The 24,832-nt window shown below is 62.0% G+C and carries 20 protein-coding genes; 12 read left to right on the top strand and 8 right to left on the bottom strand.

Annotated features, from left to right (window positions below):
* The first annotated feature begins 359 nt into the window (after positions 1-359).
* Both WG78_RS03755 and WG78_RS03760 read left to right on the top strand, forming a co-directional pair.
* Positions 360-2,945 (top strand): pectate lyase-like domain-containing protein, encoded by a 2,586-nt coding sequence (locus WG78_RS03755; protein WP_053936444.1) that lies wholly within the window; start codon positions 360-362, stop codon positions 2,943-2,945.
* A 104-nt stretch (positions 2,946-3,049) separates the two neighbouring features.
* Positions 3,050-3,559, top strand: a complete 510-nt coding sequence (locus WG78_RS03760; protein ID WP_053936445.1) for a GNAT family N-acetyltransferase — start codon at positions 3,050-3,052, stop codon at positions 3,557-3,559.
* Between the two features lie 18 nt (positions 3,560-3,577).
* On the opposite strand, the gene WG78_RS03765 is transcribed toward WG78_RS03760, so the two are convergent.
* Positions 3,578-4,528, bottom strand: coding sequence for an NAD-dependent epimerase/dehydratase family protein (locus WG78_RS03765; protein ID WP_053936446.1), 951 nt, complete (start codon positions 4,526-4,528; stop codon positions 3,578-3,580).
* A gap of 98 nt (positions 4,529-4,626) precedes the next feature.
* Here WG78_RS03765 and WG78_RS03770 point away from each other — a divergent pair, with 98 nt between their 5' ends.
* A complete protein-coding gene (locus WG78_RS03770) occupies positions 4,627-5,532 on the top strand; it encodes a LysR family transcriptional regulator (protein ID WP_053936447.1) in 906 nt (301 codons plus the stop codon).
* Positions 5,533-5,705: 173 nt separating this feature from the next.
* On the opposite strand, the gene WG78_RS03775 is transcribed toward WG78_RS03770, so the two are convergent.
* Positions 5,706-7,328 (bottom strand): methyl-accepting chemotaxis protein, encoded by a 1,623-nt coding sequence (locus WG78_RS03775; protein ID WP_053936448.1) that lies wholly within the window; start codon positions 7,326-7,328, stop codon positions 5,706-5,708.
* A gap of 240 nt (positions 7,329-7,568) precedes the next feature.
* Positions 7,569-8,765 carry an ABC transporter substrate-binding protein gene (locus WG78_RS03780; protein WP_201782354.1) on the bottom strand — a complete coding sequence of 399 codons (1,197 nt, stop codon included), beginning with the start codon at positions 8,763-8,765 and terminating at the stop codon, positions 7,569-7,571.
* Positions 8,766-9,104: 339 nt separating this feature from the next.
* Here WG78_RS03780 and WG78_RS03785 point away from each other — a divergent pair, with 339 nt between their 5' ends.
* The gene (locus WG78_RS03785) at positions 9,105-9,485 is read left to right on the top strand and encodes a PaaI family thioesterase (protein ID WP_053936450.1); all 381 of its coding nucleotides are present in this window, start codon (positions 9,105-9,107) and stop codon (positions 9,483-9,485) included.
* On the opposite strand, the gene WG78_RS03790 is transcribed toward WG78_RS03785, so the two are convergent.
* Positions 9,448-10,374, bottom strand: a complete 927-nt coding sequence (locus tag WG78_RS03790; protein WP_053936451.1) for a LysR family transcriptional regulator — start codon at positions 10,372-10,374, stop codon at positions 9,448-9,450. The genes WG78_RS03785 and WG78_RS03790 overlap by 38 nt on opposite strands.
* A gap of 458 nt (positions 10,375-10,832) precedes the next feature.
* On the opposite strand from WG78_RS03790, the gene WG78_RS03795 reads away from it, so the two are divergent.
* Positions 10,833-13,331: a type IV pilus assembly protein FimV gene (locus WG78_RS03795; RefSeq protein WP_444541698.1), complete on the top strand. Its 2,499-nt coding sequence runs from the start codon at positions 10,833-10,835 to the stop codon at positions 13,329-13,331.
* Between the two features lie 139 nt (positions 13,332-13,470).
* Here WG78_RS03795 and WG78_RS03800 read toward each other — a convergent pair whose 3' ends face one another.
* Entirely contained in the window at positions 13,471-14,757 is a 1,287-nt protein-coding gene (locus tag WG78_RS03800; protein WP_053936453.1) for a DUF3443 family protein, read from the bottom strand.
* Positions 14,758-14,775: 18 nt separating this feature from the next.
* The gene (locus WG78_RS03805; RefSeq protein WP_053936454.1) at positions 14,776-15,225 is read right to left on the bottom strand and encodes a DUF2844 domain-containing protein; all 450 of its coding nucleotides are present in this window, start codon (positions 15,223-15,225) and stop codon (positions 14,776-14,778) included.
* Positions 15,226-15,711: 486 nt separating this feature from the next.
* Between WG78_RS03805 and WG78_RS03810 the strand changes: the two genes are divergently transcribed.
* From WG78_RS03810 to WG78_RS21980, 4 genes are all read left to right on the top strand, one after another.
* Positions 15,712-15,966 carry a hypothetical protein gene (locus WG78_RS03810; protein WP_053936455.1) on the top strand — a complete coding sequence of 85 codons (255 nt, stop codon included), beginning with the start codon at positions 15,712-15,714 and terminating at the stop codon, positions 15,964-15,966.
* Positions 15,967-16,120: 154 nt separating this feature from the next.
* Entirely contained in the window at positions 16,121-16,639 is a 519-nt protein-coding gene (locus tag WG78_RS03815; protein ID WP_053936456.1) for a YaiI/YqxD family protein, read from the top strand.
* Between the two features lie 52 nt (positions 16,640-16,691).
* Entirely contained in the window at positions 16,692-17,390 is a 699-nt protein-coding gene (locus tag WG78_RS03820) for a dienelactone hydrolase family protein (protein WP_053936457.1), read from the top strand.
* Between the two features lie 202 nt (positions 17,391-17,592).
* Positions 17,593-19,266, top strand: coding sequence for an energy transducer TonB (locus WG78_RS21980; protein WP_083458754.1), 1,674 nt, complete (start codon positions 17,593-17,595; stop codon positions 19,264-19,266).
* Positions 19,267-20,071: 805 nt separating this feature from the next.
* Here the strand turns inward: WG78_RS21980 and WG78_RS03830 are convergent.
* Positions 20,072-20,824, bottom strand: coding sequence for an SDR family NAD(P)-dependent oxidoreductase (locus tag WG78_RS03830; RefSeq protein ID WP_053936459.1), 753 nt, complete (start codon positions 20,822-20,824; stop codon positions 20,072-20,074).
* Positions 20,825-20,899: 75 nt separating this feature from the next.
* Positions 20,900-22,039, bottom strand: coding sequence for a cation diffusion facilitator family transporter (locus tag WG78_RS03835; protein ID WP_083458755.1), 1,140 nt, complete (start codon positions 22,037-22,039; stop codon positions 20,900-20,902).
* Positions 22,040-22,212: 173 nt separating this feature from the next.
* Between WG78_RS03835 and WG78_RS03840 the strand changes: the two genes are divergently transcribed.
* The 3 genes from WG78_RS03840 (at position 22,213) to WG78_RS03850 (ending at position 24,820) form a co-directional block, all read left to right on the top strand.
* On the top strand, positions 22,213-22,782 hold the full coding sequence (locus WG78_RS03840; RefSeq protein ID WP_053936460.1) for a GbsR/MarR family transcriptional regulator: 570 nt from the start codon (positions 22,213-22,215) through the stop codon (positions 22,780-22,782).
* 195 nt (positions 22,783-22,977) lie between these two features.
* Positions 22,978-23,241 (top strand): cytochrome oxidase putative small subunit CydP, encoded by a 264-nt coding sequence (gene cydP, locus WG78_RS03845; RefSeq protein ID WP_053936461.1) that lies wholly within the window; start codon positions 22,978-22,980, stop codon positions 23,239-23,241.
* Positions 23,225-24,820, top strand: coding sequence for a cytochrome ubiquinol oxidase subunit I (locus tag WG78_RS03850; RefSeq protein ID WP_053936462.1), 1,596 nt, complete (start codon positions 23,225-23,227; stop codon positions 24,818-24,820). The genes cydP and WG78_RS03850 overlap by 17 nt, the downstream gene beginning before the upstream one ends.
* Positions 24,821-24,832 lie beyond the last annotated feature (12 nt).

Here is a 24,832-nt window from a genome sequence, read left to right on the forward strand (position 1 = left end):
GGTTTCTACGCGAAACTACAGCATGAAAGCGCTTTCTGTGGAGACAGCTCGGCGTGCTTTATCTTGGTGCAATTCTGCATTATTAAACTCTAACATACTGATTTTGCAAGGCTTGGCGGCGCGCTAATGTGCGGCGCAGCCGCGGCCTTCGACGCACCGAAACATGACGTTCGTCGGCTGTACACGTGTAGTCAAATTCTGCCGCCTACACGTCCAGGCCGCGCCGCGTCACGCTTTGTATCTTGTTTTTAGCGTCAGGTAGGGTAAAGCATTTACTTGTCTCCACTATGCGTTCCCACAACCATGAAAGCGATTTCATGGCTGTACCGTAGTACCCGAAAAACCGGAGGAGACAAAAAATGCAAAGTAATACGCAGTACAAACAAGGCCGCCAGCGCGTGCTGGCGCTGGCGCTGGCGGCAGTCACCGCCATGCCCGCACCGTTGGTGGCAGTCGGCCTGATGGCCATTACCCCCAGCGCGCAGGCGGCGGCCACCACTGGCTATACGCAGCAAGCGGGCGGTAGCGTGCAGTTTTATGTCAATGGCGCGGCCTGGGCGGATATCCACTACACCATTAATGGGGGTGGCCAGCTCAATGTGCGCATGACCAACAGCGGCACCAACAACACCTATACCGTGACGGGCATTCCCGCCAACGCGACGGTCAAGTTCTTCTACACCGTGGGCTCGAGCGATGGCTCAGCCGTCGACACGGCGTGGACGACCTTCACTTATACCGGCGCGGCGACCCCGACGCCAACACCTGCACCGACCCCCGCACCGACGCCAGCCCCCACGCCCGCGCCGACCCCCGCGCCAACGCCGGCGCCGACACCCGCAACCAGCTATGGCGCAACCGCGCTGGCCGGTGGCGTCGTGGCGTTCTATGCCAATGGCGGCACGTGGGCCGACGTGCATTACTCGATCAATAATGGCGGCCAGATCAATGTGCGCATGACCGCCAACAACGGCAACAACAGCTACCAGATCACCGGTGTGCCTGCCGGTGCAGTGATCAAGTATTCGTTCACCATCGGCCAGGCCAACGGTTCGGCTGCCGATACCCCGCAACAAACACTGACCTACGCTGGCTCGACGCCGACCCCGGCGCCGACCCCGGCGCCAACGCCTGCGCCGACGCCAGCCCCCACGCCCGCGCCGACCCCAGCGCCGACACCGGCTCCAACACCCGTGCCGACGCCGGCCCCGACGCCTGCGCCCACACCCGCCCCGACGCCTACTTCGGATAACCCTGACTTTGGCGTCAATGTGAAGGTGTTTGACAGCAGCACGCCGATTGCCACCATCCAGGCCGCGTTCAACGCCGCCTTCGATGCGCAGAACCAGAGCCCGACCGCGCAGTTTGGCGCGCAACGTTATGCCTTCCTGTTCAAGCCGGGCACCTATACCGGCGTGTACGCCAACCTCGGTTTCTACACCTCGGTGCTAGGCCTGGGGCAGAACCCGGATGACGTCACCATCGGCGGCAATATCAATGTCGATGCGGGCTGGAACTACGGTGATACCTCCAACGCCACGCAGAACTTCTGGCGCTCGGCGGAAAACCTGTCGATCCTGCCCGATGGCGGCACCGATCGTTGGGCCGTATCGCAGGCCGCGCCGATGCGTCGTATCCACGTCAAAGGCAATCTGACGCTGGGTCCGTCCAACCAGGGCGATGGCCAGGGTTATGCCAGCGGCGGTTATATCGCCGACAGCAAGGTGGATGGCCAGATCACCTCGGGCTCGCAACAGCAGTGGTACACGCGTGATTCCAATATCGCCGGTTGGCAGAACGGCGTGTGGAACATGGTGTTCTCCGGCGTAGTCGGCGCACCGGCGCAGTCGTTCCCGGCCACATGGGGCGCAGCCGCACCGTACACCACGCTGGCCACCACGCCGGTCTCGCGTGACAAGCCGTATCTGTACGTGGATAGCGCCGGCAAATATCGCGTGTTCGTGCCTTCGCTGCGCACCAATGCCTCCGGCGCAAGCTGGGCCAGCGGCGCAACGGCCGGTACTTCGCTGCCGATGAGCCAGTTCTACGTGGCCAAGCCAGGCGATAGCGCCGCCACCATCAATGCCGCCCTGGCCAATGGTCTGCACCTGTTCTTTACGCCGGGTACTTATCATCTAAGCCAGTCGCTGCATATCACCAACGCCAACACCGTGGTGCTGGGTATCGGCTTCCCGACCCTGGTGCCGGATAACGGCGTCACGGCGGTGACGGTGGATGATGTCGATGGCGTGCGTCTGGCTGGTCTGTTGTTTGATGCCGGCACCACCAACAGCCCGTCGTTGCTGCAAGTGGGCCCGACTGGCGCCAGCGCTTCGCATGCCAGCAACCCGACCACCATCCAGGATGTGTATTTCCGCATCGGTGGCGCGGTGGCCGGCAAGGCCACCAACAGCCTGACGGTCAACAGCAGCAACGTGATCATCGATCACATCTGGGCATGGCGTGCGGACCACGGCCAGTCGGCTACCGGTTGGAACATCAACACGGCTGACACCGGCGTCATCGTCAACGGCGCCAACGTGCTGGCCACCGGCCTGTTCGTGGAGCATTACGAGAAATACAACGTGCTGTGGAATGGTCAGGGCGGCAAGACCATCTTCTTCCAGAACGAGCTGCCGTATGACGTGCCGGATCAGGCCTCATGGATCAGCCCGGCCGGCAATGGTTATGCCGCGTACAAGGTGGCCGATAACGTCACCACGCACGAAGGTTGGGGCATGGGCAGCTATTGCTTCTTTAACGTCAACCCGGCGGTCAATGCGCTGCATGGCTTTGAAGTGCCGAACGTGGCGGGCGTGAAGCTGCACGATGTGTTTACCGTGTCGCTGGGCGGGGTGGGGACGATCACGCATGTGGTCAACAACACCGGCACCACCGCACAAGGCACCTCGACCATTCCGCAAAACGTGGTCACTTATCCGTAACCGTTAGTGTGCACCCCGGCGCCCGGCGCGCCGGTGGTAAACTCTGCAGCCCGCATCTTTGGTGCGGGCTTTTTTTATGCACACGCCCTGACTACGGTAAGACCATGCGCCTGCTTCGCACCGAACGCCTGACCCTCGAACCGCAACTGGCCAGCCATGCCGAAGAGATGTTTCCGGTGATGTGCGACCCCGCCATTTACGAATTCGAAAACGCGCCGCCCAAATCGGTGGACAGCCTGCGCGCGCTATACCAGCGGCTGGAATCGCGCCAGTCGCCCAATGGTTTTGAGCAATGGCTTAACTGGATATTGCGTTTGCAGGACGGCACTGCCATCGGCTACGTGCAAGCCACGCTGGATGCACCGGGCCGCGCAACCATCGCCTATGAGTTGGGCAGCACGTGGTGGGGCAAGGGTTATGCCAGCGAAGGCGTACGCGCAATGCTGGATGAGTTGCTGGCCCACTACGGCGTGTTTGATTTTTACGCCACGTACAAGGCGCGTAATCATCGCTCGGCCAGATTGCTCAGCCGGCTGGAATTCCAGACCTGTCGGCCCGGGCCGGAAACCCCGCACCTCTTGAGCGATGAAGTGTTGATGTACAAGGGCATGTGACCCGTACATCGGCCCGCCTCACAGGCACTTAAGGCCCTTGAGCGTGGCGCGCACGGCCTCATCCAGCGGCGTATGCGGCTCGCTGCCTAATTGCGCCAGCAACTGGCGGTTATCCATATGCACCGATTGCTGCCACAGATAACGCATCTCGCGTAATTCGCGGAACACCGTCACCACCGGCGACGCCAATGTCACCAGCCACCACGGAAAGCGCTTGATCGCGGGCGCCTGGCCAGTTTGTTGTTGCACCACGCGCTGGATGGCCGTCGCCATTTGCGTGCCATCAGCATCCCAATGTCCGCCAAAATGGTAATTGGCAAACGGCGGCAAGTTGTCTTGGGCCAGCAAGCGCAGCACCGTCCGGGCCGCATCGGGCACATAGGCCCATTGATGGCCGGCACCGGGGCGGGCCGGATTGGCGATCGACGTCACCGCTTTACCCGGCTTGACCAGGCCTTGCGCAAACCAGCTATTGCCCACTTGCGGACCAAAGAAATCGCCAAAGCGCACAATCAGCACGGGCGTGCCCGCACTGGCCGCCTGGCGCAGACGGCGTTCCATTTCGGCGCGGATTTTGCCTTTGCGTGTTTGTGGATTTTGCGGCGCGCCTTCCAGGATATGGGCCCACTGGTCCGGACCAAAGTTGTAGACCGTGCCGGGCAAGACCACGCGTGCCTGGTTGACCGCAGCGGCGGCCAGCGTGTTGTCCAGCATCGGCAACACCAGTTCGGACCAGCGCTGATAACCGGGCGGGTTAACCGCGTGCACGATCACCTCAGCGCCCTCTGCCGCGCGCAATACATCGGCGCGTTGCATTGCATCGCCAGTCATCCACTCGATGCCACTCTGATCCGGCCCGCCGGCTTTGCGACGCAGGCCACGTACGCGCCAACCTGCGGCGACCAGCTGTCTTGCGATTTCGCCGCCGATGCCACCGGTTGCGCCCAATACCAATGCTGTTTTTGCCATGACTTGTGTTCCTTGTGGGGGAGTTGATGCAATCAGTGTGGCTTGTGCGCGGTTAAAAGAAAATTGACGAAAAACGGATGGTTGATATACAAATTTGTATGGCCGATCCAATCTCACCCATCCAGCCCGACTGGACCCTGTACCGCACGTTTCTGGCGGTTTTGCGCGAAGGCTCGCTGTCGGGCGCGGCGCGGCAACTGGCCTTGACGCAGCCGACCGTGGGGCGCCACATCGAGGCGCTGGAGGCCGCGCTGCAGATTGCGCTGTTCAGCCGCTCGCCGTCGGGCCTCGTGCCGACCGAAGCGGCGCTGGCCTTGCGGCAATATGCCGAAGAGCTGGACGCCACCACCGCTGCCCTCAGCCGCGCGGCGACCCGCTTGGGCGAGGGCGTACGCGGCACGGTGCGCATCAGCGTTAGCGAAATGATTGGCGTTGAAGTGTTACCGCCAATGCTGGCGCAGCTCCGCGCGCAGTGGCCCGAGCTGGTGCTCGAAATCATGCTCAACAATCGGGTGGAAGATTTGCTGCGGCGTGATGCCGATATCGCCGTGCGCGGGGTGCGGCCGCAGCAGGATGCCTTGGTGGCGCAGTTTATCGGCACCATCAATATTGGCTTGCACGCCACGCCGGACTATCTGGCCCGCCACGGCGCGCCGCAGAGTTGGGATGAATTAGGCCGCCATGGCCTGATCGGCTTTGATAGCGAGACGCCGTTTATTCGTGAGGTGCAAAGCCGCATCGGCGGGCTGCGGCGCGAACGTATGGCGCTGCGTGCGGATAGCGACGTGATGCAACTGGCGGCCACGCGCGCGGGTTTCGGCGTGGGCGTGTGCCAGGTGGGGCTGGCGCGGCGGTACGGCTTGGTGCAGGTGATGGCCGATCAATTCAACTGGCCGATGGACACCTGGCTGGCCATGCACGGCGACCTGCGCAACCACCGCGCCTGCCGCGTGGTATTCGACGCGCTGGTCACCGGCCTGCGCGATTACGCCAATGCCGCATAGGGTGGGTCATGACCCACCAAACAAAGTGGCACGCCAAGTTCATTGCGCTTGGCAGTCCACATTGTTTAGTAATTCATGACCCACCACTCAAAGTGGCACGCCAAGTTCATTGCGCTTGGCAGACCACCTTGAGAGGTGGGTCATGACGGGGACGCCGAGTCCCACCCTATCCCTTAGATGCGGAATTCCGCGATGATCTGGCGCGCGTTCACGGCCATATCGTTCACGGCGGAGGCCTGTGTCGCGGCGGTGCTGGTTGATGCGCCGTTGCGTTCGCTGGTCTCAGCCAAATGCTCGACGTTGTTGGCGATCGCATCGTTAGCGCTGCTTTGCTCCGAGACCGAATTCGCCACTTCGCCCATCGCGCTGACGATCTGTGCGCTGGCTTGATGCAACTGGCGCACCAGGCCACCGGCATCGCTGGCTTGTACGCGGCATTCATCCACACGCGCCACCACCGTCTGCATCTGCGCCACTACCACGCCCACGCTTTGCTGAATGCGCTCGATGGTCTGACGGATTTGCCCGGTGGATTGCGTGGTGTGTTCGGCCAGTTTGCGCACTTCGTCGGCCACCACGGCAAAACCGCGGCCATGTTCACCAGCGCGTGCCGCTTCAATCGCGGCATTCAGGGCCAACAGATTGGTTTGCTGCGCCAGCGACTGGATCACGTCCGCCACCGTCGAGATCTCGGCCGAATGCTGGCCCAGCGCATTCACGTCGCCGGATGCGTTGCCCACCAGCCCGGCCACGCCGGTAATCGATTCAGCGGTGCGCTCGAACAGTTCGCTGCTGCGCGCCGTGTGGGCGCCGGCTTCCTGGCTTAACGCATGCGCTTGCTGCGCCTGATCGGCCGTGTGCGCCAGGCTGACGGCAATTTCTTCCACCGCGGCGGCGATGCTGCCGGTGTGCTGGTTATGCTGCGAGGCGTTATCCGCCAGTTGGCTGGCCGCGCCATCGAGCTGGCGCGCACTGTCGGCCAGGCCGTTGGACACCACGCTCAGCCGTTGCAACGCGTGCTGGATATGCGCCAGGCATTCATTCAAGGCCTTGCCCAGACGGCCGATTTCATCGCGGCCGGTGGCGTCGACGCGCACGGTAAAGTCGCTGTCGCGCGTCAGGTTTTCTACCTGGCGAGTAACTTGCGCCAGCGGGTTGATCACGCTGCGGGTGGTCAGCAAAAAGAAGCCGATCAAACCCACCACGATGGCGGTACACATGCCACCGATGCCCAGATACAGCTGATGCTGCGCCAGCGCATGCGCATCGGTTTCGATGGCGGCGGCGTCTTCGCCAATGCGGGCGACGGCCTTGGTCAGCAGGGTGGTGGGGGGGCGGTCGATGCCGGCCACGGCGTGGTCACCCGCAGTGGAATCAAAGCTGGCTTGTTCAAACGCAGCCGAGCCTTTGCGATAGCCTTCGCCCAGGGTTTTATGCGCGTCGGCAAACTGGCGCATCAGATCGGCGGCTTCGCCCGGCGGCAGCTCTTGCGCCAGATGCGCGGCGGCTTGCTGCACGGCGGCTTCCTGCTTTTCAAACGCGCCCCAATGCTTGGCGCGCAGCGCCGGATCACGCCCGCGCAACAGATAGTCTTTCCATTCCTGCACCTGAATCTTGAACTGCACTTGCATGCTCAAGACTTCGACCTGGGCCTGCTGCAGCGCCTGCACGTCGACGGCATAACGCTGGATACCGGTCTGCATGCCCGCCAGGCCAATAAAGGCGGCAGCGGTCAGCAATGCGGCGGCAAACAGATACGACAACAAGATTTTGGTGCGGACGCTTTGCATACCCATTGGAATATTCCTGGTGCGAGGTTAGCAACGGTTATATCTGGTCAGCCGTAACCTTAGTACAGGGAGCATTCCTGGGTGGCGCGGAAAAGCCGCGATGCATAGGGTGGGGCAGACGGGGACGCCGAGACCGCCCGATCAAAGCCGGAGAGAAGAATGCACGCGATCTCGATTCCATCACTGGCTTTGAATGGTGGGACTCGGCGTCCCCGTCTGACTCACCCTATGGCGGCAAGGCAGGTTTTATTTCGCTGCGGCCACCAACTGCGCGGCAGCCTGCGCGGGCGTCATGCTGTCCGTGGTCCAGAATTTGGTCAGCACCTGCACCATCGCATTTTTGGTGCTGGCTTTAACCGCCATATCGTGGGCAAACGAGGGCACCAGCGTGCCTTTTTTGTCGTCGGCTTCAAAGTCGCGCGCGGATTGCTTGCCGCACGCGTCAAAGCGGCTCATGTCGGAACCGAGCTTGACCGGAATCGAGCCCTTGTCCAGGTTGAACTGCTGCTGAAAGCGCGCGCTTAACAGGATTTCGGCCAGATCGCCCTGCGCCTTGGCGGCTTCGGGATGGCTTTTAAAGAACACAAAGCTATCGATGTTGAAGGTGTACGAATCCGCCGTGCCCGGTGCAGGCACGCACATAAAGTCCTTGCCCGGCACTTTGCCCGCGGCCAGGAATTCGCCCTTGGCCCAGTCGCCCATAAACTGCATGGCCGCTTTGCCGGTGATGACCATGCTGGTGGCCAGGTTCCAGTCGCGACCGGCAGCATTGTTGTCGGTGTATTGCTTGATGCGGCGCCAGGTTTCCAGCGATTTCAACATGGTCGGGCTTTTCAGCGCGGCGGGATCGCGTTCCACCAGGGCCTTGCGATAAAACTCGGCGCCACCCACGCCCAGTACCACGGTTTCGAATACGGTGGCGTCCTGCCACGGTTGTTGGCCATAGGCCACCGCGGTAATGCCGGCTTTTTTGAGTGCGGCGGCGGTGGCGAAGAATTCATCCCATGTGGTCGGCGTTTTGGCGTTGACCTTGTTCAGCAAATCCTGGTTAACCCACAGCCAGTTAACGCGATGCACGTTGACCGGCGCGGCCACATAGTGGCCTTGGTATTTCATGACGTTCTGCACCACTTGCGGCAGGGTCTGGTCCCAATGATCACGCAGCGCCACGCTGTCGACATCCGCCGTCAACCCGCGTTGTGCCCAGTATTGAATTGCCGGGCCTTTGGATTGCGCCACGTCGGGCAACGCGCCCGCAGTGGCCATGGTGTTGAGCGTGGTGATGGCGGCATCCGCGCCGCCCGGAATCAGAAAATCTTTCCAGTGGTCGCCTTTTTCCTGCAGCGCGGCTTTCAGCGCCGACGCGGCTTTGGCCTCGCCACCCGAAGACCACCAATGCAGCACCTGCAAATCGGCGGCGCCGGCCGCGCTGCCCAGCAGCATGGATGCGGCTGCGCATGTTCCCAATAATTGCTTCATATAAACTGCCCCCACAGATCGTACTGAAAGTTATGGTTTTATTTCTGTACGGCCACTTTATTGAAGCGCGCGCGGGCCGCCCCATGAGGTATTCACCTGGTTGCCGCGGCGCGCAATCACTGATCAATCCGGCACAGCGCTGGTGCGTTGGCGTAAGCATTGCACCAGCGCGGCACATGTCGGCGTTTTTGCCGAGGTTCCATGCAAACCCCATCCTTTATGCCCACTGGCCCCGAAGCTGACGCGCTGGAAACTCAGTGGCAGCAGCAAGGTTTTACTTTATGGCCGTAGGCGGGCCAGTTTGTGCCCGCCATTGCGCGGGTGTTTGCGCAACGCATTGAGGGCGGCGTGTTGTTTAAATGGCTGGCCACGCCCGCGCATTGCAACGGCGGCGGCATCGTGCACGGCGGCATGCTGAGCACGCTGGCTGATACCTGGCTAGCCAACAACGTGATGGCGCAATTGCCTGCGCACAGCAGCATGGTGACCACCAATCTGGCCGTCGATTATTTGCGCCCGGTGTGGCCGGGGCAGGTGGTGGAGTGCGCGATCGATCGGATGAAGATCGGTTCGCGCTTGTGTCATGCGGCGGGCGTATTGCTGGTGGACAACGAACCGGTGGTGTCGATGCGCGCCACCTTTGCGCTTATTCCGTCGACGGAGCGGGCCGCGAAGAAGGATTGATATTGGGCGTCAGCAAGGCGCTTACCCAATCGATAAACACGCGCACGCGCGGGGCCAGATGGCGGCCATGGGGGTACAACACCGCGACGGGCAACGGGGGCGGCGGAAAATCATGCAGCACCGGCACCAGTTCGCCGCGCTGCACTTCGTTCACCAGCCCGGCGCAGGGCACCTGGATCATGCCCAGCCCGGCCTGACAGCACGCCAGATACGCCTGCGCACTGCTGACCGCCACTTTGCTGGGCACCGCCAGCGTATGCAGCTGACCGTCGCGCACGTATTCCCAATCGGCGTCGCGGCCGTGGCGGGTTTGATAGCCGACGGCAAAATGGCGCGATAAATCATCCAGCGTGCGCGGCGCGCCGTAGGTATCGATATAGGAGGGCGCGGCGTAGTTGCATTGCGGATATTCGCCCAGCCGCCGCGCCACCAGCGTTGAATCATTAAGCTGGCCCACGCGCACCACGCAATCGATGCCGCCTTCCACCAGATCCGCAAAGCGATCGGATGCGCCCACAATCACGCGCAAATCGGGATATTGCTGTAAAAAGTCGGGCAGCGCCGGAATGATGGTGAGCGTGGCCATGCGTTCGGGCAGATCCACCTTGATGGTGCCGCGCGGGCCATTGTGGGCGCTCTGGAACATGGCTTCGCTGGCATCGAATTCGCGCAACACGGCCTGGCATTGCAGCAGATACGCCGAGCCTTCCCGCGTCAGGCTGACTTTGCGAGTGGTGCGCTGGAACAAACGCACGCGCAAGCGGGTCTCGAGTTCTTGCACCGCATTGCTGACACTGGGGCGCGGCAGTTGTAACTGTTCTGCTGCGCGGCTGAAGCTGCCCAGTTCGGCCACCCGCGCAAAAATGCGCATGGCTTGCAATCGGTCCATCGGCGTGCCTTATATATAGTGCTGTGAGATTTGCTGTGGTGCTGACATCAAGGCAGCAAGTGTAACGACGCCAGCTTACCGGCGAGCAGCCAGTATTGTTACCCGAGGCTACAATGCAACAACGCGCCACCTGCCAAAACCATGTCAGGATTCGCTAAACTGCACCAGGCGTGGGTCATCGGGGGTAATGCTGCCGGGATCATTACGCTACATGCAGTGTCATGAATGGGAGGACAGTGCCGTGCCTGAAAGCATGCTGTCAACATATTGCTGACAAAAAATGCCAAAGACGCAGGTGCTTTCCCTATAATTGCAACATGTCAGCGGCAGGAAAACGATGTGTCGGCCGCACCGACACCGCTGACGGCGCGCGGAAACTGTGGCTGTTTCCGCAACCGTTTGCATCCTGCCTGGCTGTTTACAACGTGTCGGATTAGGCGAAGCCTTTCTTGATCAAATTGAAATTTCGGTTCGCACTCTTAAACGGGCTGGCTGGTGGCTGGCTTTATCTCGTCTGTGCCGCCCCGGCGCATGGCGCGTCTCTGGGCGCGCTGCAGGTTCGCTCCGCATTGGGTGAACGCCTTGACGCGTCGATTCCGGTCGCGCTGGTGGACGGCGAGAATATCGCCAGCAATTGCTTTCAGCTGGTGGCGGCTTCAGACGAGGGCATGACCAGTTTGCGCAGCGCCCGCCTGGTGTTCGATGCGCAAAGCAGTACCCGTGGCGTGTTGCAGATCCGCTCTAATGAATCGGTGCAGGAGCCCCTGCTGGCCATCGCCGTCCGCTTGCAATGTCCCGGTGAAAGCGCCGCCAATTTCCAGCGCGAATATCAGATCATGCTGGATCCGCGCGAAATGATGCCGGCCAGCAATCTGGCGCCCGCGGGCAATGGCAATAGCGGCGCACCGGTCGTGCCGATGCGGCGCAGTCGCCCGCTGGCGCCGGCCGTCGATGCCAATGCTGGCGATAGCGGTGCAGCCAGTGCGGTCGCACCGCGGCGCAAAGCGCGTCGCGCCACCGAGGGCGCAGGTTATAGCGCACCGTTGCGCGCATCGGGCTCGCGGCTGAATCTACAATCCGTACCCCCCGCCAGTTTGCCGCCCGCCAATGGCCAGCCGGGCCAGCTGCAATTGCGCTTGTCCGAACCGCAGTTGCCGCCCGCTGCACTGGTGCCACTCAGCCCGGCCGACGCCCAGAAAAAACGCCAGGAACTGGCCGCGATTACGCAAGACCAGACCGCGCAACTGGCTGCCATGGAAACCCGCCTGGCCGAGCTGAACGCGCGCCTGCTTACACTGCAAGCCCAACTTAATGGCGCCAGTGCGCCAGTCGCCGCGCAGGGCGCAGCCGCCACGTCTGCAGCGCCTGCAAACGGCAATGCCAGCGATCTGGCCAATACGCCGCCCGCGCTGGCGACCACTGCGGGCAGCGCTACGGCGGCGGCCTCTGTGCCCGCGCATCGCATCATTCATCACGCACCGCCGCAGGCCGCGACGCCCACTGATGCCGGCATCGACTGGTGGTGGTGGCTGTTGTTGCCTGCTGCCTTGGTCGCGCTGCTGGCGGCGTTCTTCTACTGGCGTTCGCGCCAACAGTGGCGTCATGTGGGCGACGACGAAACGCTGGATGACGCTCTGGACGCCAACACGGTCTGGCCTGAACCAGTACGCCGCAATGCGGTGGCCGCGCCGGTGCTCGACGCGGAGGACGCCGGCAGCGTCGCGCCCGTGGCAGCTGCCGCCACGATTGCCACGCCCGCCGCACTTGCCGCGCAAGACTGGCATGGCGAGGCCGATGTCAGCGTGGTGCAGCCGGACAATGTGTCGGAAGAAGCCCAACTGCTGATGGACCATGGCTTGCCCGAACATGCGATCAGCCTGCTGACGCAAGAAGTGGATCAACGTCCCAATTCGCTGGCCTTGTGGATGAAGCTGTTTGAGGCCTATCGCATGACGGGCCAAAAAGAAGAATTCCAGGAACGCGCGTTGGGCTTTGGCATGCAGTTCGCCAGCGACAGCCTGTGGCAGCAAGTGCAGGAAATCGGCCGCACGCTCGACCCCGCCAACCCGCTGTATCACAGCGTGGATGAGATTGAAGGCGAGGACGGGATCGAAGCCGCTGCGCCTGCACCGCAGATTCCGCCCCACCTGATTCCGCATGACACCAGCGCCTTCGATCCGATGCCCGCGCTGGACCCCGATGCGCCGCTGGTGCTCAACCATACCTTGCCGGATGCGGCAGACACGCGGGACCAGATGCAAAGCAATCCGGTGCAGCCGGTCAGCGACACCATCGAGTTTGTCTATACCTCGCCCGAAGAAGTCGCCGCCACGCTGCCGCCCGCACCGCCAGCGGCCGATGCCACGCTGGTGGGTGAAGCGCTTGAATTTGATCTGCAGCCCCATGAGATGCCTGCCGGCCTGAACGCGCCGGAATTGTCGTTTGACGACTTGTCGTTGCAACCACAAAGCACGCTACCCGCCGCGCACACCCCGGCGCTGGAAGACCCGTTTGCCAGCCTGTTGGCCGAAGCCGCACCGATGACCACGCCAGAAGAGGCACGTGCCATTCTGGATGAAATCGCACCGCTGCCTGCGGCCCACGCTGAATTCGATCCGTTTGATCTGGATGGGTTGGATGGGTTGGAAGGCGAATCGCTGGAAGCCGCCGCGATCGAAGAACCGCAAGACGCGGGCGAGATGTTTGATCTGGCTCCCGCCGCATTGCCCCCCGCGGATGAGCTGGATCTGCAACCGCCAGCGCCGCCCCCGGTGCCCGCCGATGCTGGCTGGAAGTCCAACGACCCGGCCATGCAGAAAATTGCGGCGATGCTGGAAAAAGGCGAAACCGAACCCGCCTTCCGCTTGCTGGAAGAGCTGCTATATACCGGCAATGGCGAGCAGCGGCAGCAGGCGCTGAAGTGGCTGGAACGCTTGTATCCAGCCAAACGCGCCTGAGCCGGTTAACGCTCACCATCGCGTCACGCCCAGCGCGTTCGCATAAAAACAGCCCCGAGCTGGCACTGGTTTAAAACCGGTGCTGACTCGGGGCTGTTGTCTTTGCTGGCCTTGCGCAGCGGGCGCAGGCCCGCCGCGATCAGAACGCTACATAAGGCCCGGTGCCTGCGCTGGTGCTGGCGCCTTCCAACGCATTGAACACCCAACGACCGTAGAAGAACGGCATGCCCAGATCGATGCTGTTGGGGATGGCCGAGTTAACCACGCCCAGATTGTTGAACGCGTGCAGCGAGCTATCGCTGGTCAGCGTCTGGGTGTTGCCGATGTTGATACTGGCCGTGGTGCTGGTCGCTTGCGTGGCGCTATAGATGGTCAAGCCCAGCGTGGTCTGCGCGCTGGGGCAGTAATAACCGCTCAGGCTGCTGGACGAACACTGATTGATGCTGATGGCGCTGGGCAAGAAATACAGATTGGAACCGCTATCCACAAAGCTGTTGGGATAGGTGGTGCCGTTGTACGCAATCGGCGTATAGCTGCCGGTGGCATCCAGCGCTTTTTCGGTGCCGATGGTGTTATTGGTTTGCGTGCCTATGCCAAAGATCAGCGCACCGGTCACGCTGCTGGCGCCGCTATCGGCGATGGTGGGGAAGGCCAGTGCGGTGCCGTTGTTATCGGTGGTGAAATACGACACCGGGTTGGCGATCTGGCTGCCGGTGGCCAGGGTGGTGGCGGTGCAGCTGCTGGCGCTGGGGCAGACGTAATACAACGAGCCCGACGCCGTGTTGGCGCAACTGCTGCCGCAATCCTGCACTTGCGGCGCAATGCCCAGCACGCCGTTCGCACCCAGTTCGGCCACGGTATTTTCGTTAACGCCAACGCCGGAGCAGGTGCTGGGCACGGTCGAATCCGGATAGCTGGCGTCGCCGATCACCTGAATGGGCAGATTGCTGGCGGTTTCGCCGCTGATGGTCAGATCGACGCGTTTGACCGGGCCCCAGATATCGCCGTCGGCAAAGTTAAGGCAAGCCGCCAGCACACCGCTGCCCTGGCTGGTGGTAACGCGCTGCACCGGCAGGTTGCCATTGAGCGTGCCCAAGGCGCTGGCCACCAGGCGCAGGCCGGTAGAGGCGGTATCCACCAGCACATGGTCGATGGTGGCGCAGGTGGTGGACGACGGCAGGCACACCGTCACGGTCACGTACGGCACGTTGATGGTGCGGGTGACCGCTTGCACGGCGCTGGGGCCCGCGTCGACCACCACGGTGGCGACGTTGTTGGCGGCGGCAGGCAGCGCGCGGCCGGTGTTGACCGGTGTCGGGGTAGGGGTGGTGTCGCCCGAGGTGCCGTCGACCACGCCATTACACCCGCTTAGTAACGCGCCCAGGCCGAACAGGCCCACGATCAGCGCAATCATTAGTTGTCGCATTTGGGGTTCTCCGTCCGCTTACTGGATATCTTGAGTGTTAACGCCTGCGGGCACTTGCGCCGGCAGCCAGGCGCGGCCGATAAAAGCGCGCGGGCGGCCGCCCGATTGCACCACCAGATCAGCGTTGCTGACCAGCGTGTTGCTGCGCGCCGTATGCGGACCACGCGCGGCGCTGCTGACCTGGCTGTAATACTGGCCCAGTTCGCTGCGCAAATCCGGCACGCGCGGGCCTTGCCATGCCAGCGCGAACACGATGCCGGATGCGTTGATATATTCGCGTAAATGCGTGCCGCTGCTGTCGACGGATTCCTGCACGCTGTAAGCGCTGGAAGTGGCCGCTTTGGCAGATGCCACTAGATTGCTGGCAGGCACACTGTGAGGAGCGCCGCCGAGCACGGCCAGGGCCGGCAAGGGGGCAAAAATAGCGCTGGCAAGCAGACTGGCCAGAGCAATACGTGCGGTCAGCATGGAGGTTCTCCGCAAACAGACTACGCTGGCCGCCGTGGCAAGCCAGCTGGGATAAGGGCAGGGTGCTGAAAATATAGCCGACGGCATCGTGCAACGTGCACTGCTCCGGGGCAAGCGCGCGCCCGATTGCGCCATCCTGGAACGCCACGGGGTACTGCGGCAACACCTTACAACGTGGCTGTCAAAGGGCAAGCTGTGGCGTTTTTGTCGTCAGACGAATGGCAGCTTATCGATAGTCGCAGCAGAAATCCAATGTATCCGCGGCGTAGCGGAGCATTAACTTTTGCTCATATTTGTAGTTTTACTACCGTTTGGCGGCGACGATCCGGACGCGTTTTGTAACAGGAACGCTCCGTGCTAATTTTGTCCTGCCGCGCTTGCGGCACAAATTTACCGGTGGGCGGGGTGCAGGAATTCTGTAACAACTCGCGCCTAATCTGGACGGCAAGCGATGTTGGATCGCACCTTGAGCAGGAGACAACTTCCATGAGCAAGATCACTTTGCAAGCGATTGATACCCTTGAGAGCGACGGCCACGGCATCCGGCTGGAATCGCTGGAATCCGCGCTGGACTACGTGTTTGAGCGGTTTGAATCCGATTCCGCGCAAAACAAGGAAATCTGGGCGGCCACCTACAATGCGCTGGCCGAAGCCGCAGATTCGGGCGCGCCTGCCGAGATCGAGGCCGCGCGTGAGCGTCTGGTGCAAACCATTGGCCACTTCCAGCGAGTGGCGGCTTGACCCTGGCGACAAACTCATAGGGTGGGCCGCAACCCGCCGCCCGAAGTGGCGTTGCATGCGCCATGGATGGCGGGCTGGTGCCCACCTTGTGTTTCGATCGTTTCTACCTTCTTGCCAGGCGCGAGGGCGGCGGTGAAGCCGCTATAATCCGCGCATGACTGCGATCACCCCAAACCCACAGACCGCGCCGCCGTCGCCCACCATCTGGGTCGATGCCGATGCCTGCCCGCGTCCTGTTAAAGAAATGCTGTTTCGCGCGGCCCAGCGCACGCAAACCCTGACCATTCTGGTCGCCAATCAATTATTGAGTGTTCCGGCCTCACCATTCTTGCGCGCCTTGCAAGTGCCGGGCGGCTTTGATGTGGCCGATGCCGAGATCGTTGCGCGCGTGGCGCCGGGCGATCTGGTGATTACCGCCGATATTCCGTTGTCGGCCCAAGCCATCGAAAAGGGCGCGGTGGTCATCGACCCCCGCGGCGAACGCTTGAGCCTGGCCAATATTGGCGAGCGCCTTAATATGCGCGACTTCATGCAAGGGCTGCGTGATAGCGGCGTGGCCACCGGCGGGCCCGCGGCATTGTCGGCAGCGGACAAACAGGCCTTCGGCCGGGAACTGGATCGCTGGCTGGCGGCCAAAGCGCGAGGCATTCCGTTGCCAGCACGCAATCCCTGAACCATCCAGAATCGATAAAAACAGCACCACCACACACCCACAGGAGCAACTCATGAATTCAAGCTGGATCGATATCCAGAGTACCCATGGCGACAGCTATTCCGGTTACTTGTCATTGCCACCGCGCGGCACCGGCCCAGGCCTGGTGTTGATCCAGGAAATCTGGGGCGTTAACGACCACATCCGCACCGTGGCCGACCAGTACGCGCTGGAAGGCTTTGTGGTGCTGGCGCCCGACGTGTTCTGGCGGCAAGAACCCCGCGTGAACCTGGCCTATGACGAAGCGGGCACCAAACGCGCTTTTGAATTGATGAATGGGCTGGATGGCGACAAAGCCGTGCAGGATCTGGTGGGCGCGGTCAATACGCTGCGTAGCCGCGATGACGTGACCGGTTCGGTGGCAACGCTGGGCTTTTGCATGGGCGGGCGCTTGTCGTTCCAGACCGCCGTGGCGGGCGATGTGGATGCCGCAGTGTGCTATTACCCGGGTGGCATCCAGAACGTGATTGGCCAGGCCGACCAGACCGATACCCCGTTGCTGTTCAACTTTGCCGGCAAAGACCACATGATCACGCAAGAAGTGCGTGATGCCGTGGCCGCCAAAGTGGCCGAACGCGACAACGTGGAAATCTATCTGTACCCCGATAGCGACCACGGTTTTAACCGCTGGGCGGGCGCACCATGGAACCTGCACGACGCCATGCTGGCGCGCGGCCGCGTGCTGCAGTTTCTGGCGCACAACGCGCTGTAATTGCGCGGTTTGACGCTTGTTCGACAACGCCGGCCTTTGTGCCGGCGTTGTTGCATCCGCACGCGTCTGGCCAGCCTGGCCGCTTGCGCGTAACGCCATGTAGATTCGGTTTGACCAGACCGCCCGGACGCTGCTGTAATCTGGCCACGCCAGACTGGCCCTCAGTCGCGGCGGCCAGCAATTACAAGAGCGATCAACCTGATTGAATAAACAGCAACGGTTATGGGCGGCATTGATCTGGGCGGTGCTTTTGCATCTGGCCCTGTTGCTGATCCCGGTCACGTTTAAACGCGATGCGGCCGATGCCGACAGCGCGCCGTTGACCATCGTGCTGAACAACGTGGCCCCGCCGCCCGAAGTGACGCCCGCACCGACGGCGCCGACGCTGGATGCGCAATTGCAGGCGATCACGCCGCCGCCACAACCGACCCCCGCGCCGACCCCTGCGCCAAAACCGCACAAGGCGCGTCGCGCCCACTCGCATCCGGCGAAAGCGCTGGAAGCGCCGCCCGTGGCCGACCCGACGCCCGCGCCAGTGCTGAGCGAGCATGTGGAACAGCAGGCCGAAATCCATGAGACGCCGCGCAGTGTGTTGAAACCAGCGGCAGTGGCTTCGGAACCCGATGCGGAAGCGGCCAGTGAGGTGGCTAGCGCCGTGACGCCAACGCCCGTGCCGACACCGACACCCACGCCTACACCGACGCCAACGCCAACGCCAACGCCAACGCCAACGCCAACGCCAACGCCAACGCCAACGCCAACGCCAACGCCGACGCCAACGCCAACGCCAACGCCAACGCCGACGCCGACGCCGACGCCGACACCAACGCCGACACCGACACCGACACCGACACCGGTCGCGACGCCCAAGCCCACGCCCGCGCCGACCCCGGTGCCGACGCCGATCGCCACACCGCGGCCGACGCCGGTAGCTACGCCCGTGCCGACTGTAGCGCCAACGCCCGTCGCCACCCCGAAACCCACGCCGGTGGTAACTGCCGTCCCCACGGCCGCGCCTACCGCCGCGCCAACGGCCGTCCCCACGCCTGCGCCTACCGCCGCGCCGACGCCAGTGGTAACGCCACGCCCGGCCGCGCCCGCGCCCGCTCCGGTGCCTGCCGCCACGCCAGCGCCAGCGCCAGCGCCAGCGCCAGTACCAGCCCGCACCAGCACGCCCGTACCGAGCGCACCACCCGCCGCGATCAAAGCCAATCCGGCCCCGACCCCGGCGCCTGCGAGCAGCGATATCCAGATGGCGCAGCCGTTCCCGGCCGCCACGGCGGGCGCATCCAGCAATGGCGGCGTCACGTCGGGCGCCAATACAGGTGGCAAGAGCGCGGCAAACGGTAAGGGCAAAGGGGCGGGTAAAGGCGGCAATAGCAATGCTGGCAATAGCGGCGGCAGTGCCGACAAGGGCAGTGGCAAGAGCACTGGGCCAGCAGATAAAGAAGCACCCCCCGCGCTGGCGCTGCATCTATCCGATCTGCGCCCGACCATCAATCTGCCGCCGCCGCTACCGCCCGCGCAAAACAAGCTGGACGATCCGCAATGGCGTTTTGTCTACGATCATTGGGCCGATGGCATCCGCCAGAAGGCCAGACATATGGGCGAAATGCTGTCGCCGCGCGACGCCAACGACAAGGCGCTCTATGGCAGCGTGCGCTTGCGGCTGATCTTTGATCAGTTTGGCGCGCTGCTGGATGCGACGGTGGTCGACGGTTCGGGCGACCCGACCTTTGACCGCGCGGTGGTCAACTTTGTGAAGCTGGGCTCGCCCTACGGCCCGGTGCCGCCGGCTTTGCTAACCAAGGGCCAGGTCACGCTGATCCAGACCTTTACGCACGAGAAGGGCGGCAGCGCGCTGGATTTGCGCTAACGCACCGCTAAACATTCGATGGCAATTCCGCATCTGCCCATAAGGGCCCGCAAATCACGCGTAGGGTGCGTTACCCCCGGGCTTTTGCGGGGGCAACGCACATTTCGGGGCCAAAGGCCCCGGCCCCGCACGGGGTCATACAGCATGCAGTACGTTCGCTGACCAGCGCGCCCCATAGGGTGGGTCAAGACCCACCTTGCAAAGCCACACGCCAATATTGCAGCAACGGGTAATGGCTTTGATGGTGGGTCTAGACCCACCCTATGCGTGCCTGGATTATTTGCGATCACGCGTAGGGTGCGTTACCCCAGGGCTTTTGCGGGGGCAACGCACATTTCGGGGCCAAAGGCCCCCGCCCCGCCCGGGGCCATACAGCATGCAGTGCATACGCTAACCAGCGCGCCCCATAGGGTGGGTCAAGACCCACCTTGCAAAGCCACACGCAAATATCGCAGCAGGGGTCACGGCTTTGATGGTGGGTCTAGACCCACCCTATCCGCGCCTCGATGATTTGCGATCACACGTAGGGTGCGTTACCCCCGGGCCTTTGCGGGGGCAACGCACATTTCGGGGCCAAAGACCCGGCCCCGCACGGGGCCATACAGCATGCAGTACGTTCGCTAACCAGCGCGCCCCGCATAGGGTGGGTCAAGACCCACCTTGCAAAGCCACACGCCCATATTGCAGCAACGGGTAATGGCTTTGATGGTTGGATCAAGACCCACTTTCAACGCCACTCGCCGATATCGTAGCGATGGGTGATGGCTTTGATGGTGGGTCTAGACCCACCCTATCCGCGCCTCGATTATTTGCGGTCGCGGTCCACGGCCAAAGCCGAGAACGACTGGCGTACCGGCATGATTTCGATGGTATTGACGTTAACGCGGTCAGGCCGCGACGCAATCCAGTAAATCGCGTCGGCGATGTCATCGGGCATCAGCGGTTCGGTGCCTTCGTAGACTTTGGCGGCGCGGGCGTCGTCGCCGTTAAAGCGCACGTTGGAGAACGCGGTGCCGCCCACCATGCCGGGCTCGACGTCGGTTACGCGCACCCGCGTGCCGGCCAGATCGGCGCGCAGGTTCAACGAAAACTGGCGCACAAACGCCTTGGTCGCGCCATATACATTGCCGCCCGGATACGGCCAGCGGCCCGCTACCGAACCCAGGTTTACCACCAGGCCGCGATTGCGCTCCACCAGGCCCGGTAGCACGGCGCGCGTGACATACAGCAGGCCTTTGATGTTGATATCGACCATCTGCTCCCATTCGTCCAGATCAGCGCGCTGCGCCGGTTCCAGCCCCAAAGCCAGGCCCGCGTTGTTCACCAGCACGTCGATGGCCTGCCACTCGGGCGGCAGCGCGGCCAGCGCGACGTTAACGGCGGCGTTGTCGCCCACGTTCAGCGTTACCGGCAGCACCTTGCCCGGGTATTGCTGCGCCAGCGCCTGCAGCGCGTCGCCGCTACGTGCCGCAGCGATCACTTGATGGCCTTCGCTGACAAAGCGGTGCACCACGGATGCGCCGATGCCGCCGCTCGCGCCTGTAACCAGAACAATCATGAAAAATCTCCTGTCGGGATGGGGGTAGGTTTTTGATACAGCCGTTATGGTGTTGCGGGGTATGGCCCAGCTTGATCAATGCACGTGCTGCGCTGGCGCGGGTGTACATCCAGCCGCATCCACGCCGGTAACGCCGCCTTCGTGGCGGTGATAGCGCTCGATGCAATCGTCCATTTCAATCTGCACGGTGACGTGGTCCACCTGAAACGCATCGCGCAGCCGCGTCTGGATGGCGCTGACCACGGCGGCGGCATCGGTGCCGGGCGGCACGGCGGCATGCAGCGTTACCATAAAATGCTCGGCCGTCATCGACCACGCGTGCACATGGTGGACATCGCTGATGCCGTGGATATTGGCTTCGAGATCCACCTTGATATCGTTGAGCTTGATATGCGATGGCGTGCCTTCCAGCAGGATGTGCGCGCTTTCTCGCACGATGCCCCACGCGCTTTTCAGCACCAGCAAGGCCACCAGAATCGACAGCAGCGGATCAATCGGCATAAAGCCGGTGTAGCGGATGACCAGTGCAGCGATGATGGCCGCCACCGAGCCCAGCATATCGCCCATCACATGCAGCCAGGCGCTGCGCATATTCAGGTTTTCGCGACTGCCGCCATTCAGCACGTAGAAGGCGGCGATATTGGCGGCGAGGCCCGCTACAGCCACCCACAGCATCGTGCCCGACAGAATCTGCACCGGTTTGGCAAAGCGGATGACGGCTTCGACGGTAATCCAGCCCGCAATCACAAACAGCGCAATGCCGTTGACGAACGCGGCCAGAATTTCCAGCCGTTTGTAGCCGAACGTGAGTTTGCTATTGGCCGGACGCTGGCCAATGCGCAAGGCCAGCCAGCTAAAACCCAGCGCGGCCGAATCGGACACCATGTGCGCGGCGTCGGCCAGCAAAGCCAGCGAACCGGACCATAAACCGCCAATCACTTCAATCACCATAAACGCGACGATGATCCAGAACGCCCAGGCAATACGGCGCGCGTCGGTGACACCATGTGCGTGGTTATGCAGGCCGCCGTGGTGATGGTGATCGTGGCCGCCATGGCTATGGCCGGCATGGCTATGCGCTGCGCCCGCATGGTTATGATCATCGTGGGCGTGGTCCGCGTGATCATGCCCCTCAGCATGGTCGTGATCGCAGCCGGGGCCATGATCCTGGGCGACATCTTTGAGAACTGTCCGATAGCGTGGTGGGTTGTTCATAGTGATTCTCACTTACTTTGCAACGGCGGGTGCGCCGCAAAACAGTATGTTAAACCGGTAGCGCAATCCCAGTCGCGCACAGCGCATACCAAAAATAACCATGCAATATATTGCGCCAAGTCAAACTCGGTTTTACAATTTTCAGTAATTACTGAAAGTTCGGGAAATTCAAAATGCAACTTACTCCGTTGGCCGAGCGTTTTGTGCTGCATTTCGGTGAAATGGGCAGCCGCTGGGGCGTTAATCGTACGGTAGGGCAGATCTATGCGCTGCTGTTTATTTCGCCCAATCCGCTTAATGCCGATGAAATTGGCGAGACGCTGGCGTTTTCGCGCTCCAACGTCAGCATGGGTTTGAAAGAACTGCAATCGTGGCGCCTGTGCAAGATGACGCACCAGCCGGGCGATCGGCGTGAGTATTTTGAAGCGCCCAAAGACGTGTGGGAAATCTTCCGCACGCTGGCCGAAGAAAAAAAGAAGCGCGAAATCGACCCCACGCTCAGCATGCTGCGCGACGCGATGCTGGCGTCGCCCGCCAACGCCGACGACAAATACGCGCAAGAGCGCATGCAAGAGATGCACGAGCTGATTGAACTGGCCACCGGCTGGTTTAACGATATCCATCGCCTGAGCCCCGAAACGCTGGAAAACCTGATGCGATTGGGTTCGAAAGTACAAAAAGTGCTGGGCTTTGCCGATCGCCTGCGCGGTGGCGACAAGCCGGACAAGCCCGATGCCGCCTGAATAACCCCCACCCCGCTAAACGCGGAGACGCCGCATAGGGTGGGTCAAGACCCACCACTCAAAGCCATTGATCAGAAGCACGCTCTACGTACTTTTTAATGGCTTTGATGGGTGGGTCTTGACCCACCCTATGAGACACAGCGCCACCGCTGCCGGGATGCAATCCCTTTCCTCTGACTGAACTGGAGATGCGCCATGCGCACGCTCAAGGCCCTCGCTCGTCCGCAAGTTAGCCAATTCCGCTTTGCGCTGGAGCTGACCACCGTCGTCGCCATCAAAGCCGCGCTGCTTTACTGGGCCTGGAGCGCCTGGTTTAGCCACCCGTTGGCGCCGCATATGCGGATGTCGCCCGCGCTGGTGCAACAACAAATCCTCGGTGCGCCCGCAGCAAATTTCGCGTCCGCGCCTTTCGCCGCGTCTGATCTTTCTTCTGGAGAAAACCATGATTCCCGCCGCTGATGTGGTGGAACTGTCACGCCTGCAGTTCGGGCTGACGGCCATGTTTCACTTTCTGTTTGTGCCGCTCACGCTGGGTTTGAGCTGGATTCTGGTGATTTGCGAATCGGTGTATGTAATGACCGGGCAGCAGGTTTACAAAGACATGACCCGTTTCTGGGGCAAGTTGTTCGGCATCAATTTTGCGATGGGCATTACCACCGGCATTACGCTGGAATTCCAGTTCGGCACCAACTGGGCTTATTACTCGCATTACGTGGGCGACATCTTTGGCGTGCCGCTGGCCATCGAAGGGATGATGGCGTTTTTTCTGGAAAGCACCTTTGTCGGGCTGTTTTTCTTTGGCTGGGACAGGCTGTCGCGCAAGCAGCATTTGTTGGTGACGTTTCTGGTGGCGCTGGGCTCCAATCTTTCGGCCTTGTGGATACTGATTGCCAACGGCTGGATGCAGAACCCGGTGGGCGCGGACTTCAATTACGTGACGATGCGCATGGAGCTGACCAGCATCGGCCAGGTGTTCTTTAACCCGGTGGCGCAGGCCAAGTTTGTGCATACGGTGGCCGCCGGTTATGTGGCGGCGTCGATGTTCGTGCTGGGCGTGTCGTCTTGGTATTTGCTCAAGGCACGCGATACCGGCTTTGCCATCCGCTCCTTTGCGGTGGCGGCAGGCTTTGGCCTGGCCTCGGTTTGCTCGGTGATCGTGCTCGGCGATGAGTCGGGCTATACGGCGGGTGAAGTGCAAAAGGTAAAACTGGCCGCCATCGAAGCCGAATGGGATACCGCGCCCGCGCCCGCGCCGTTTACCGCCATCGGCATCCCCAACCAGAAAGAACAGCGCACTGATTACGCGATCAAGATCCCGTATGTGCTGGGCTTGATTTCAACGCGCTCGGTGGACCAGCAAGTGACCGGCATCAAGGATTTGCGCCTGGAACATGAAGCGCGCATCCGTCATGGCATGACTGCCTATGCCGCATTGCTCAAGTTACAAGCGGGGGATACGTCGCCTGCGGTGAAAGCGCAGTTTGAAGCCGCCAAAAAAGACCTCGGCTTTGCACTGCTGCTGAAGAAATACACACCCAATGTGCTGGATGCCAGCGAAACGCAAATCAAGGCGGCGGCAGGCGACACCATTCCGCAGGTGCTGCCGCTGTTCCTGTCGTTCCGGCTAATGGTGGGTCTGGGCTTTTTGTTTCTGTTTATCTTTAGCGCGTCGTTCTACTTTCTGGCGCGGCGCAATCTGGCCCCGCAACGCTGGTTGCTGCGGCTGATTGTGTGGTCGATTCCGCTGCCGTGGGTGGCCATCGAAACCGGTTGGTTTGTGGCCGAATATGGCCGCCAGCCGTGGACCATATCGGGCATCCTGCCCACGCGCCTGTCGGCCTCGGCGTTGGATGCCAGCCAGCTGCACTTCAGCATGTTCGGGCTGCTGGCCATCTATAGCGCGCTGTTTGTGATCGAGATGTTCTTGATGCTCAAGTACATCCGCATTGGCCCGGCTGCGCTGCACACCGGTCGCTATTTTGGCGAAACCACCAACGACACGTCCGCGCTGCCCGCGCAGACCGCCGCCAGCCACTAAGGGAGTCGCAAG

Origin of the sequence: Amantichitinum ursilacus, from assembly GCF_001294205.1 — a bacterium.
Taxonomy (GTDB): domain Bacteria; phylum Pseudomonadota; class Gammaproteobacteria; order Burkholderiales; family Chitinibacteraceae; genus Amantichitinum; species Amantichitinum ursilacus.